Origin of the sequence: Haemophilus sp. CCUG 66565, assembly GCF_001679495.1 — a bacterium.
In the GTDB taxonomy this organism is placed as follows: domain Bacteria; phylum Pseudomonadota; class Gammaproteobacteria; order Enterobacterales; family Pasteurellaceae; genus Haemophilus; species Haemophilus haemolyticus_K.
Genome location: NZ_LZOX01000017.1, coordinates 181,273 through 193,981 on the forward strand (window position 1 = coordinate 181,273; position 12,709 = coordinate 193,981).

At 37.7% G+C, this 12,709-nt stretch carries 10 protein-coding genes, 2 pseudogenes and 1 riboswitch; of the genes and pseudogenes, 7 read left to right on the forward strand and 5 right to left on the reverse strand.

Features of this window, described 5'->3' with window-relative positions:
• Positions 1-44: 44 nt before the first annotated feature.
• The 3 genes from ureG (at position 45) to aspA (ending at position 3,120) form a co-directional block, all read left to right on the forward strand.
• Positions 45-680 (forward strand): urease accessory protein UreG, encoded by a 636-nt coding sequence (gene ureG, locus A9501_RS08715; RefSeq protein ID WP_065265591.1) that lies wholly within the window; start codon positions 45-47, stop codon positions 678-680.
• Positions 681-733: 53 nt separating this feature from the next.
• On the forward strand, positions 734-1,546 hold the full coding sequence (locus A9501_RS08720; protein WP_065265592.1) for an urease accessory protein UreD: 813 nt from the start codon (positions 734-736) through the stop codon (positions 1,544-1,546).
• 155 nt (positions 1,547-1,701) lie between these two features.
• On the forward strand, positions 1,702-3,120 hold the full coding sequence (aspA, locus tag A9501_RS08725; protein WP_009500795.1) for an aspartate ammonia-lyase: 1,419 nt from the start codon (positions 1,702-1,704) through the stop codon (positions 3,118-3,120).
• A 99-nt stretch (positions 3,121-3,219) separates the two neighbouring features.
• Here aspA and pssA read toward each other — a convergent pair whose 3' ends face one another.
• Positions 3,220-4,587 (reverse strand): CDP-diacylglycerol--serine O-phosphatidyltransferase, encoded by a 1,368-nt coding sequence (gene pssA, locus A9501_RS08730; protein ID WP_065265593.1) that lies wholly within the window; start codon positions 4,585-4,587, stop codon positions 3,220-3,222.
• A gap of 146 nt (positions 4,588-4,733) precedes the next feature.
• Here pssA and A9501_RS08735 point away from each other — a divergent pair, with 146 nt between their 5' ends.
• Positions 4,734-5,789 carry a tRNA/rRNA methyltransferase gene (locus A9501_RS08735; RefSeq protein WP_065265594.1) on the forward strand — a complete coding sequence of 352 codons (1,056 nt, stop codon included), beginning with the start codon at positions 4,734-4,736 and terminating at the stop codon, positions 5,787-5,789.
• A gap of 30 nt (positions 5,790-5,819) precedes the next feature.
• On the opposite strand, the gene A9501_RS08740 is transcribed toward A9501_RS08735, so the two are convergent.
• On the reverse strand, positions 5,820-6,518 hold the full coding sequence (locus A9501_RS08740) for a tRNA1(Val) (adenine(37)-N6)-methyltransferase (RefSeq protein WP_065265595.1): 699 nt from the start codon (positions 6,516-6,518) through the stop codon (positions 5,820-5,822).
• Between the two features lie 69 nt (positions 6,519-6,587).
• Between A9501_RS08740 and srmB the strand changes: the two genes are divergently transcribed.
• On the forward strand, positions 6,588-7,913 hold the full coding sequence (gene srmB, locus A9501_RS08745; RefSeq protein WP_065265596.1) for an ATP-dependent RNA helicase SrmB: 1,326 nt from the start codon (positions 6,588-6,590) through the stop codon (positions 7,911-7,913).
• Between the two features lie 62 nt (positions 7,914-7,975).
• Here the strand turns inward: srmB and tehA are convergent, their stop codons facing one another.
• From tehA to ribB, 3 genes and pseudogenes are all read right to left on the reverse strand, one after another.
• Positions 7,976-8,920: a dicarboxylate transporter/tellurite-resistance protein TehA gene (gene tehA / locus A9501_RS08750; protein WP_048952955.1), complete on the reverse strand. Its 945-nt coding sequence runs from the start codon at positions 8,918-8,920 to the stop codon at positions 7,976-7,978.
• Between the two features lie 103 nt (positions 8,921-9,023).
• Positions 9,024-9,867 (reverse strand): annotated as a pseudogene (locus A9501_RS08755) (glycosyltransferase family 25 protein).
• Between the two features lie 14 nt (positions 9,868-9,881).
• Complete coding sequence (gene ribB, locus A9501_RS08760; RefSeq protein ID WP_009500753.1) at positions 9,882-10,529, reverse strand: 3,4-dihydroxy-2-butanone-4-phosphate synthase; 648 nt, start codon at positions 10,527-10,529, stop codon at positions 9,882-9,884.
• 88 nt (positions 10,530-10,617) lie between these two features.
• Positions 10,618-10,795, reverse strand: a riboswitch (FMN riboswitch).
• On the opposite strand from ribB, the pseudogene nadR reads away from it, so the two are divergent.
• Positions 10,772-12,013, forward strand: a pseudogene (gene nadR / locus A9501_RS08765) (multifunctional transcriptional regulator/nicotinamide-nucleotide adenylyltransferase/ribosylnicotinamide kinase NadR); the annotation flags it as partial. Its footprint overlaps the riboswitch before it by 24 nt.
• Positions 12,010-12,690, forward strand: a complete 681-nt coding sequence (locus A9501_RS08770) for a metallophosphoesterase family protein (protein WP_065265598.1) — start codon at positions 12,010-12,012, stop codon at positions 12,688-12,690. The pseudogene nadR and the gene A9501_RS08770, both read left to right, overlap by 4 nt.
• The last annotated feature ends 19 nt before the right edge of the window (positions 12,691-12,709 follow it).

Sequence of the window (12,709 nt, forward strand, 5' to 3'; positions counted from 1 at the left end):
TCATTAATTTTATTTCAAGACATATTAATCAAATCAGGAACATTATGCGTAACTACATTAAAATTGGCGTGGCAGGCCCTGTTGGCGCGGGCAAAACTGCCTTAATTGAAAAACTCACTCGCGAAATGGCGAATAAATATAGCGTGGCAGTAATTACTAACGATATTTACACCCAAGAAGATGCGGAATTTTTAACGAAAAATAGTTTACTTCCGCCAGAGCGAATTATGGGGGTAGAAACAGGCGGTTGCCCACATACGGCAATTCGTGAAGATGCCTCAATGAATTTAGAAGCGGTCGATGAAATGGTGGCACGTTTCCCTGATGTAGAAATTGTTTTTATCGAATCAGGCGGCGATAACTTATCGGCAACTTTTAGCCCTGATTTAGCAGACGTGACAATTTTCGTGATTGACGTCGCACAAGGCGAGAAAATCCCACGCAAAGGTGGGCCAGGTATCACTCGTTCAGATTTGTTAGTGATTAACAAAACAGACCTTGCACCATTTGTTGGCGCGGATTTAAGTATTATGGAACGAGATGCGCGTCGTATGCGTAATGGTCAGCCGTTTATTTTCACTAATTTGATGAAAAAAGAAAATCTCGATGGCGTGATTGGTTGGATTGAAAAATATGCGTTGTTGAAGAATATAGAAGAACCTGAGGCATTAGTGAGATAAAGAATCATCCCCTCTCCTTTAAAGAGGGGAGTTTTTTACAAATTAAAAAGATTATGAATAGTACCCTCAAACTTTCAACTAAACTTTCCTCAAACGGCAAAACTCAACTTAATGAATACTTTGTGACGCCACCTTTTAAAGTAATGACATTGCCCGCTTACGCTGATTCTTGGGAAAATGGACTTAGCGCAATGCAAATGTCATCTTCGCCAGGGTTATTGGCAGGGGATCGAGTTGATATTCAAATAACGCTCGAAAAATCTACCGCACTTTCTTTAAATACGCAGGCATTTACTCGAGTTCAGGCAATGAATGAGGGAGATTTTGCCGAGCAAAATACATTGATTCAACTTGCTGAGAAAAGTCGTTTATTTTATTTACCTCATCCATTAGTTTTGCATAAGAATTCTGCTCTTAAGCAAAAAACGTTAATCAATATGCAACCTGAGAGTACGCTCATTTATGGTGAAATTGTGGCTATTGGGCGAGTGGCAAATGATGAACGTTTTGAATTTCGCCAATTTTCTTCTCATTTAAAAGTTCAGCTTGTGCAAGAAAATGGGAAAGTTAAACCGCTGATGTTGGATTGTATTCAGTGGTTGCCGTCTAAAATGAATTTAACCGCGTTAAGCCAAATGGAAGGTTTTTCACATCAGGGATCATTGGTTTACATTAACTTACAAAAAACATCTGTAGAAATTAAGCAGATAGCGCAGCAGCTTCAACAGAAAGAAACAGATAAATCCTTACTTCTTGGTATATCTCAGTTGAATGAAGGTGGATTGATTGTACGGGTGTTAGGGCATAGGGCAGAGCAAATTCAGAAATTGTTTGAGAAAATTGGTGAGCAGTTAAAAACTGCGTAAGATTGATAGAAAACTTATTTTCCCCTAAAAAAACTAATCCGAAAAATGAAAATATGTCTTGAGAGCATTTTTTGAAAATGTGATCTTGGTCAAGTTTTTTCTCCTTAAAATTTCTATAATGGCGTCAAATTAACTAACCAGATAAGGTGATTCAAATGACTCAATTTAGAAAAGAAGTAGATTTACTCGGCGAACGTGATGTACCAGCAGATGCGTACTGGGGTATTCATACATTAAGAGCGGTAGAAAATTTCAATATTTCTAACGTAACCATTTCTGACGTACCAGAGTTTGTACGTGGTATGGTGATGGTGAAAAAAGCAACGGCTTTAGCCAATGGTGAATTAGGTGCAATTCCAAGTGATATTGCAAAAGCGATTGTGGCTGCTTGTGATGAAATTCTTACCACTGGAAAATGCTTAGATCAATTCCCATCAGACGTATATCAAGGTGGAGCAGGTACGTCTGTCAATATGAATACCAATGAAGTAGTTGCTAACCTTGCCCTTGAAAAAATTGGCCATAAAAAAGGCGAATATAACGTGATTAATCCAATGGACCACGTTAATGCAAGCCAATCAACCAACGATGCGTATCCTACAGGTTTCCGTATTGCGGTGTATAACAGCATCTTAAAATTGATCGATAAAATTCAATATTTACACGACGGTTTTGATAATAAAGCAAAAGAGTTTGCGAACATCTTAAAAATGGGTCGAACCCAATTACAAGATGCCGTGCCAATGACTGTTGGCCAAGAATTCAAAGCTTTCGCCGTATTACTTGAAGAAGAAGTGCGTAACTTAAAACGTACAGCAGATTTACTCCTTGAAGTAAACCTTGGTGCAACGGCAATCGGTACTGGTTTAAATACTCCACAAGGCTATACAGAATTAGTTGTAAAACACCTTGCTGAAGTGACTGGATTAGCTTGTGTACCAGCAGAAAACTTAATCGAAGCAACATCTGACTGTGGTGCTTATGTCATGGTTCACGGAGCATTAAAACGTACTGCAGTGAAACTTTCTAAAGTATGTAATGACTTGCGTTTACTTTCTTCTGGTCCACGTGCTGGTATTAAAGAAATTAACTTACCTGAATTACAAGCAGGCTCTTCTATCATGCCGGCAAAAGTAAACCCCGTTGTTCCTGAAGTAGTAAACCAAGTATGCTTTAAAGTAATTGGTAACGATACCACTGTGACCTTCGCATCTGAAGCAGGTCAATTACAATTAAACGTAATGGAACCAGTGATTGGTCAAGCAATGTTCGAATCTATTGATATTTTAACGAATGCTTGTGTGAACTTACGCGATAAATGTGTGGATGGCATCACTGTAAACAAAGAAATTTGTGAAAACTACGTGTTTAATTCAATCGGTATCGTGACTTACTTAAATCCATTTATTGGTCACCACAACGGCGACTTAGTGGGTAAAATCTGTGCACAAACAGGTAAAGGCGTACGTGAAGTTGTGTTAGAAAAAGGTTTATTAACAGAAGAACAATTAGATGACATTCTTTCTGTAGAAAACTTAATGAATCCAACTTATAAAGCGAAATTAAATAAATAATCTCGATCTAAATCATCGGGCATTTAAGTCATTAAAGCTCGGTGATTAGCAAATATGATAAAGGGAACTTAACGTTCCCTTATTTTTTACAAGTATAACCTAAAGAATCATTTTCACCAATTTATCTGCTTTAATTCGTGCAAATTTTTTTAAAAGTTTTTGCACTGGTTCTGGGTATTGATTCAATTCTTCTAATTCAGTGTAATGTTTTAATACTTTTGTATGTTGGCGAATTTGGTTTTGCTCTTTTTCCACTTGGGCTAAAAGCTGTTGTTGTGGATCGTAAATTAATAAGCCATTTTCTGCATCTAAACGCCAAGCTCGAGGGTTAAGATTATTGCCCGTAAGTAAAATATAACGGTCATCTACCCACACACCTTTTAAGTGGTAAGTATTATCGCCATCACGCCATAAACGCACCACAAGCTGACCATTTTCAATTTGAGACTCAAATTTTTCACAGAAACGGCGAAGATTACTTTCATAAAGATAAGGTAACGCTCCCGCCATTTTGAATGGTTGTTCTGGTGGAATATAAAAATCGTTTGCGACTTTATCGCCAACAATAATTTCTACCCGTTTACCGTTTTCCAATAACGTTGCTATTTTATGTTGCAATGTGCGTGGGAAATTAAAGTATGGCGTACAAATCACCAATTTTTCTTGCACTTGCAAGAATAAATCTTCAATTACTTGATTTAATTCATTGCCTGATGCGCCTAAGCCAAACAGTGGCGATACACTTAAAACATTCGGTAATTTCACCGCACTTTTTAATGAATATTCTCCATTTTGTGCAAGGTCTTTACGATAAGCGCGTATATTGCCGCGGATCTCTTTGGTGCGAGGGCGGTTGGTGACATCAAGTGGATAAACTGCACTGAAATCTAACAAGTAATCATTGATGAAATTCACCATCGAATCAGCTAATTCGGCATGAGTGATTTTTTGATAGCGGTCGTAACGATATTTTTCAAATTGATGAAGATAGACATTATTAATGCTTGCACCGCTATAAAGCACCGTATCATCAAATACAAAGCCTTTAACGTGCAATACACCAAAAACTTCTCGCGTGTTAATTGGCACACCAAAGAACATATTCGGATCATCTGGCAACTGATAAGTTTGGCGTTGCTCGCAATACCAATCTGCATTGGTGGCCGATTTTTCCGCCCCTAATAAATTGCGTTGTGCGCGATGCCAATCTATGAGAATTTTTACATCCAAGTGTGGATTTTCTTGCTTCACGCGATAAATTTCATCAAGGATTTCCTGCCCCGCTTCATCTTTTTGCCAATAAAGTGTGGTGACATAAATACGTTTTTTTGCGTTTCTGATTAATTCAATAATTTGAGTTTTAAATTCAGCCGGGCTACCCAAAAATTCAATTTGCTCAGCTTGCAAAGCAAGGAATGGCAAATTATTTAAATTTTGTTCAGCTCGTTTGGTTTTATTGATTAACATAATCCATCTCGTGATTAAAGACTAGTGCGTTAGTTTACAATATTTCACGCGCTTATTAATAGAAAAAAGGCTTTTTTTCGTTATAATGCTCACAAATTTTAGCATTTTTTGGCTAAAAAATATTCATTTTTATTCAGGGAAACCCTATGAACGACAAACGCAAACCGTCTTTTCAATCCGCTGGCAGATCCTTTCAAGAACGCTCAGTAGATGAAAAATATAGAGAAAAACCAACTCAAAATCGACCGCACTCTAATGATAAGTTTAATGGAAATAGAAACGAAAAATCTCGTTTTCCTCGTGATAAACAAGAAGTAAAAGAAACTAAAATTACGCAACTTTCTTTATCTCGTGCGCCATCAAATAAAAATGTAGAACAACCTAAAGTTCAAGTGACGATAAAAAGTACGGGTACGGTTTATAAAACAAAAGAAAAGAAAACGGGTGCGCTTTCTCCTAGAGCACCTGAAAAAATTAAGAAAAACCGTGCGGAAGAAATGAAAGTTTATGGTGAAAATTCCTGTTTAGCTTTATTTGCCGAACGTCCTGAAAGTATTGTTCGATTGTGGGCAACCGTACAAATGTCACACAAAATTGGTGAGGTATTGAGTTATTTAGCCGAAAACAAGAAGGCTTATCATGTTGTAGATAGCGAAGAATTAGCTCGAGTGAGTGGAACCGAACATCATGGTGGCATTTGCTTATTGGTGAAGAAACCTCGCGCTTTCACGTTGCAAGGGTATTTAGATATTCCTCGTGAAGAGGATTGTTTAGTGCTATTAGACAACGTGAATAATGCGCAAAATATTGGTGGCGTATTGCGTACTTGCGCTTATTTTGGCGTGAAAAATATTGTCGCCGATAATGTGGAAAATCTGTATTCGGCAGCCTCAATGCGCGTAGCAGAAGGTGGTGCAGAATATATTCGAGTGTTAGAAACGGATTATATCGATTCAGCCTTGATGCAATTGCGCAAATCAGGCTATCAAATTATTCACGTATCGCACAATAAACAAGGCGAGCCGTTGGATAAAGTGCGGTTAAAAAATAAAGTGGTTTTTGTGCTAAGTGAAAGTTCTACGGAAAGTTTAGCGACTCAAGAAGACACGCAAGTGCGTTTAACGCTTGCAAGTCCAATTAAATCAGGCTTAAACATTGCAGTGAATGCGGGTGTGTTGTTAGCGAAGTGGTATTTTAGATAGTGATGATTAAAGGGGAAAATAGTTTCCCCTTTAAAATTTCAAATAAAAGTCTTTAGTCAATTCAATAAACGCTTCAGTGTATTGATTATCCTCATCATAAATCACTAATTGATCTTGCATTAAAACTTGGGGCTGTTTAGCAAAGGTAAGTAGCATTCTCTGGGGAGTTTTTCCCACTTTAGTAACGACATTCGTCTGTTTTATGCAAAAAAGTGCGGTAGATTTTATAAGCGTTTTGCCTGCATCATAAGGTAAAACAAAACTTATTTTCCCATTTTCCGCTAAGCGCATTGCAGCCCATTCTAACCAATTTAAGTGGCTTTGCTTGGTATAACGAGCCAATTCTCTTTCCTCATTTTTGCAGGCAATACCTTGTTCAAAATAAGGTGGATTTGCCACAATTAAATCAAAGGTTTGTTCAGTGGTTTGTAAAAAATGTTGTATATCTGTTTGAATAAGTTGAATGCGATTTTTCCAGACAGAATCATTGATGTTTTCTTGTGCTTGTTTTGCTGCAATGGGATCCAACTCAACCGCTTGAATTTGACAGTTTTCTTCAGTTCGTTGTGCCAACATTAGAGCCAATAATCCTGTACCACTGCCCATATCTAAAATATTTTTACAATGTTTTACATCAGCCCAAGTACCTAACAAAATGCCATCAGTGCCGACTTTCATGGCACAAGAATCTTGATTGATATGGAATTGTTTAAAGGTAAATCCGCTCATAAATTTTTCGTAAATTGACCGCACTTTCAGGTATAATCCCCACTAATTTTAACAAAGAACCGCACAATAATGAATTTATCCCAATTTGAACAATTTGATCTTTCTCCCGAACTTTTAAAGGCGCTTGAAAAAAAAGGTTATTCCCGCCCAACAGCTATTCAAATGGAAGCCATTCCTGCAGCAATGGAAGAGCGTGATGTATTAGGCTCTGCACCAACGGGAACAGGGAAAACGGCTGCTTTTTTATTACCTGCGCTACAACATTTATTGGATTATCCGCGTCGTAAACCCGGACCGCCGCGTATTTTGGTATTAACACCAACCCGTGAACTGGCAATGCAAGTGGCAGAACAAGCGGAAGAATTAGCACAGTTCACCCATTTAAATATTGCGACAATTACAGGTGGCGTGGCGTATCAAAATCATGGTGATGTATTCAATACCAATCAGGATTTGGTGGTGGCTACGCCAGGTCGTTTATTGCAATATATTAAGGAAGAAAATTTTGATTGCCGTTCGGTTGAAATGCTGATTTTTGACGAAGCAGATAGAATGTTACAAATGGGATTTGGACAAGATGCAGAAAAAATTGCGGCTGAAACCCGTTGGAGAAAACAAACCTTGTTGTTTTCTGCAACCTTGGAAGGGGAGTTGTTGGTCGATTTCGCAGAGCGTTTGTTGAATGATCCTGTTAAAGTGGATGCTGAACCAAGCCGTCGAGAAAGAAAAAAAATTAATCAATGGTATTATCACGCAGACAGCAATGAACACAAAATCAAATTGCTTGCACGTTTTATTGAAACTGAAGAAGTGACGCGTGGAATTGTGTTTGTTCGTCGTCGTGAAGATGTGCGTGAACTTTCTGAAACATTGCGTAAACGAGGTATTCGTTCTGCGTATTTAGAAGGTGAAATGGCACAAACTCAACGTAACAATGCGATTGATAAATTGAAATCAGGTATTGTGACGGTATTGGTTGCAACGGATGTGGCTGCGCGTGGTATTGATATTGATGATGTAAGCCATGTTATGAATTTTGATTTACCCTATAGTGCGGATACTTATTTACATCGAATTGGACGAACAGCACGAGCAGGCAAAAAGGGCACGGCAGTCTCTTTTGTCGAAGCCCATGATTATAAGTTACTCGGTAAAATCAAACGCTATACCGAGGAAATTTTAAAGGCGCGCATTTTAGAAGGTTTAGAACCTCGCACTAAGCCACCAAAAGATGGTGAAGTGAAATCTGTAAGCAAAAAACAAAAGGCACGTATTAAAGAAAAACGTGAAGAAAAGAAAAAAACAGAGGCGAAGAAAAAAGTGAAATTGCGTCATAAGGATACGAAAAATATCGGCAAACGACGTAAGCCGAGTAATCCTATATTTTATCAATGATGTTTTTATTAAAATGGCGTATGTTTATTCACATCACATACGCCTTATTTTTTAATTGTGTTTTATTTTAAGAAAAATTGTCCTTTGGCTAATTTGTAGATGGTCATTAATACGAGTAAGCCAATCATAAGGTTAGAGAATACAAAGGCAAAAATTGAGATACCTTGTAATACGTCGCCGTGAAAAAAGGCAATTGAGCTATTTGCCATAGACGCTAATCCGAATGAGAATCCCCATAATCCAATATTCAAGCCTTTTTCCATAATCCAAGGTAATAACCGTAATAAGAAAAAGAGTTGTAGAAAGCCATATCCCCAAAGAATTTTGACGAATGTATCAATTTCCCCTTTATTTAGAGATAAATATGCAGCAGCTCCTACAAACGCTGGAGCAAGAATGATTCCCATCGTAGCTCGAAATGGTGGTTCAAGTGATGAAATTCGTAGGTGTTGAAGCAATACGGGTTCAAAAATGATCCATGCTATTAGACCTGCACCAAAAAATAAATACCCTAAATCGTGATAGCCAAGTAAGGCAAGAGAGCTTGCACTCGTGAAGTTGGCTGCAACAGCAGGTAAATAAAAAGGTGGGCGAGTAGATTTTTGTTCAAATACACCACCTTGCCATAGCTCACTAATGCGTAAGGACGAGAAAAGTAATTGACCAATAGTGCCAAGCCAAATCATTACTTCCGCAAGCCATGGAGTCCAGCGATAAGTAATATCGCCTATAAGCATTGTGGTGATAGGAATGAGTGCAATGAAAGAAAAACGTACTGGGCAATGATATTCTGAGCGAACTTCATCACTATAATAACGAAGTTTATAGGCGTACATTAGAATAAATAGAATCCAAATTGCACTTGCTATGATACCGATTACATCACTTATAGTGCGAGCTACTGGAAAGTGATTTTCTAAGTGCAACCAAGCTAGAGATAATGCTGCCAGTCCAAGAGGAATACCGAAATAACCCGTAGGAAGCGGGAATGTTTTTGTTGAATTCATAACATAGTCCTTGTATTAATAAATTTCCTATTATATTACTGCGTATCTTAAGTAATCACTTTGCTTAGAATCTCAAATTATTGTATTTTTGATTAAATAAGTATTATTTAAATGGTACTGGTTTACCGAATATTCGTCTTTTAATTCGCCCCAATTCATTGATCACTTTTTCTAATGGGGTTGTTTTGGTTTGATTAGCATGAACGGTTCCTCTACCATCTTGTAAGCTACTCTTAAATTTACCTTCACCATTTATAATTAAATCTTGGATACAGACAGCGGGATAGAGTTGCATAACTTTATATTCTCTTTGGTTTAAGAGTTTATCAAAAATAAGCGTGTCTATTGCTAGAACAAGTTGTCTATTTTGGATTTTATTCAATAAATATCGAGCACCTTTGGCTGTGATGGTATACCCTCCCATACCAGTATGTTTATACTTTAATTGAAATATATTTCGTTGACATTTTATTTTATACATACTGCCGAGCATAATTTTACCGTACAATGTTTCTAGTTTAAGAATATCGGTATCTTTGGGGATGTAATCGATTTCAAGTAATTCTTTTGCATTTTCCCCCAAATAAATATCATCTTCAAAAATATTAATATAATCTAAATTATTTTCTAAAACGAAATTCCATAAAACGATATGGCTTAGTGCACAGGCTATCTCACCGTCACACAAAGTTGCTTTTGATGAACGATCAAAGGTGATATTGAATTTTTTAGCCGTTTCTTCAATAAGTTCAGGCGTGATAGCATCAAAAAATTCAAAAGGAATATTCTGCTTACCGAATTCTTCTGTAATATGTTTTCGGCGTTTTTGTTCAGTAGTTAAACTGATAACATAATTGTGCTGAGCTGAGCATAAAAGTTACCCAAATAAATAAAATGTGGAATGGTATAAGATAAAAAGTGCGGTGAAAAATCATAGAAATTTTCACCGCACTTCTTCATTTTAAATATTATGTGCTAAACGATATTCAACCAAATCTTCAATGGTTAGCACAGAATAACCAAATTTCTTTGCAAATTCTACAATCTCAGGGGCGCGAGCCATTGTGCCGTCGTCATTCGTGATTTCACAAATCACACCTGCATGTTTAAATCCAGCTAGACGTGCTAAATCAACAGAAGCTTCAGTGTGTCCGCGGCGGGTAAGTACGCCACCATTTGCTGCACGAAGTGGAAAAACATGACCGGGACGATGTAAATCTTTTGGAACTGCATTATCAGCAATCGCTGTTTTAATGGTTGTGACTCGGTCTGCGGCAGATACGCCTGTAGAAACACCTTTCGCGGCTTCAATCGTTACAGTAAAAGCCGTTTTGTTTACGCTATTATTATGTTCTACCATTGGCGGTAAATCGAGTTGTTGGCAACGTTTATCGGTAATGCATAAACAAACGATACCACTTCCATAACGAATTAATTTTGCCATTTGCTCTGGCGTGATTGTTTCTGCTGGGAAAATTAAATCGCCTTCATTTTCACGATCTTCATCATCTAAAACTAATACGCCATTTCCATTTTTGAAGGCATTAATTGCGTTAAGTACGCGTTCTTCAGCGGTATTGCCGAATGGAGATAAAATTGACTGATTCATAGTAATTTCCTAATTTGAGATTTCAATTAAATACCAGAATCAGGGCTGAGAAATGCAAATAAAATGAACGATTTGGGAACCCAACTCGTTTTATTCTCTTTCATCCAGACTTTACTGTCGGCTTTGGAATTTCACCAAATCTGCTGACTTTAAAAGTGAAAATCAGGACAATTTAGCTGGAAAAATTTGCCAAAAATTGACCGCACTTTTAAACGCTCGTGGGCTTTACCACCGGTAGGGAATTTCACCCTGCCCTGAGAATGCGCACTAAGTATAGCGCAAAATACCTAGGCACTAAATCAGAACGTGAAAAATATTTTCATTTAGCCTACAATAAACGTACTCAATTCTTACGCTATCAAGAGCCGATTATGTCAAAAGCAAAAGAGAAAAAAGTCGGTGTCATTTTCGGGAAATTTTATCCCGTGCACACAGGCCATATAAATATGATTTATGAAGCGTTCAGTAAAGTAGATGAACTACACGTTATCGTGTGTAGTGATACGGAGCGCGATTTGAAATTATTTTACGATAGTAAAATGAAACGCATGCCAACCGTGCAAGATCGTTTGCGTTGGATGCAGCAAATTTTCAAATATCAAAAAAATCAGATTTTTATTCATCATTTGGTTGAAGACGGTATTCCGAGTTATCCAAATGGCTGGCAATCTTGGAGCGAAGCGGTTAAAACCCTATTTCATGAAAAACATTTTGAACCTTCAATCGTATTTAGTAGCGAACCTCAAGATAAAGCACCTTACGAGAAATACTTAGGTTTAGAAGTTTCGTTAGTCGATCCTGACCGCACTTTCTTTAATGTGTCTGCAACTAAAATTCGTACGACTCCATTCCAATATTGGAAATTTATTCCGAAAGAAGTTCGCCCTTTCTTTGCCAAAACGGTGGCGATTTTAGGTGGAGAAAGCAGCGGTAAAAGTGTGCTTGTGAATAAGTTAGCTGCCGTATTTAATACCACGTCTGCATGGGAATACGGCCGTGAATTTGTATTTGAAAAGCTAGGTGGCAATGAGCAGGCCATGCAATATTCTGACTATCCGCAAATGGCTCTTGGTCATCAACGATACATTGATTATGCAGTGCGCCATGCACATAAAATTGCATTTATTGATACGGATTTCATCACCACGCAAGCGTTCTGCATTCAGTACGAAGGAAAAGCCCATCCATTTTTAGATTCGATGATTAAAGAATATCCATTCGATGTCACTATTTTGCTTAAAAATAATACTGAATGGGTGGATGATGGCTTGCGCAGTTTAGGTTCACAAAAGCAACGCCAACAATTTCAACAACTACTCAAAAAACTGTTAGATAAATATAAAGTCCCTTACATAGAAATTGAATCGCCAAGTTATCTTGATCGCTATAACCAAGTGAAAGCAGTCATTGAGAAAGTGTTAAATGAAGAAGAAATCAGTGAATTGCAAAATAGTCCATTTGTTATAAAAGGAAAACATCAATGATCTTATTTGCCGGTGATCCACACGGAAGCTACGATCATATTTACCCTTTTGTGAGAGAACAGGAAAATGTCGCACTCATAATTTTAGGCGATTTACAGCTCACGACAACAGATGAGTTGGATAAACTTGCTAAACATTGTGATATTTGGTTTATTCATGGAAATCATGATAGCAAAACAATTAGTGCTTTTGATGCGATTTGGGGTTCTGAATGGCAATCACGGAATTTACACAATCGCGTAGTTGATATTCAAGGCACCCGCATTGCAGGATTAGGCGGTGTATTCCGAGGGCAAATTTGGATGCCGCCAAATCGCCCCATGTTTTTTGATCCTATTCATTATTGTCAATATAGCCCACAAGAGAAAATCTGGCGAGGCGGTGTGCCTTTACGTCATCGCACGTCAATTTTCCCATCGGATATTGAAATCTTAGAAAACCAACAAGCGGATGTGTTGATTTGTCACGAAGCCCCTAAGCCACATCCGATGGGTTTCCAAGTGATTAATGATTTGGCAATGAAGATGGGTGTTAAGCAAGTATTCCACGGTCATCATCACGAAAACTTTACTTATCGAACAAAGTATCCCTACAAAATCACGAATGTAGGTTTCCGCAGTCTTGCTGATGCAGATGGAAATTATTTGCTACAAACTATCGACGATCGTGAAAAATAAATCTATTCCAAAACAAAAG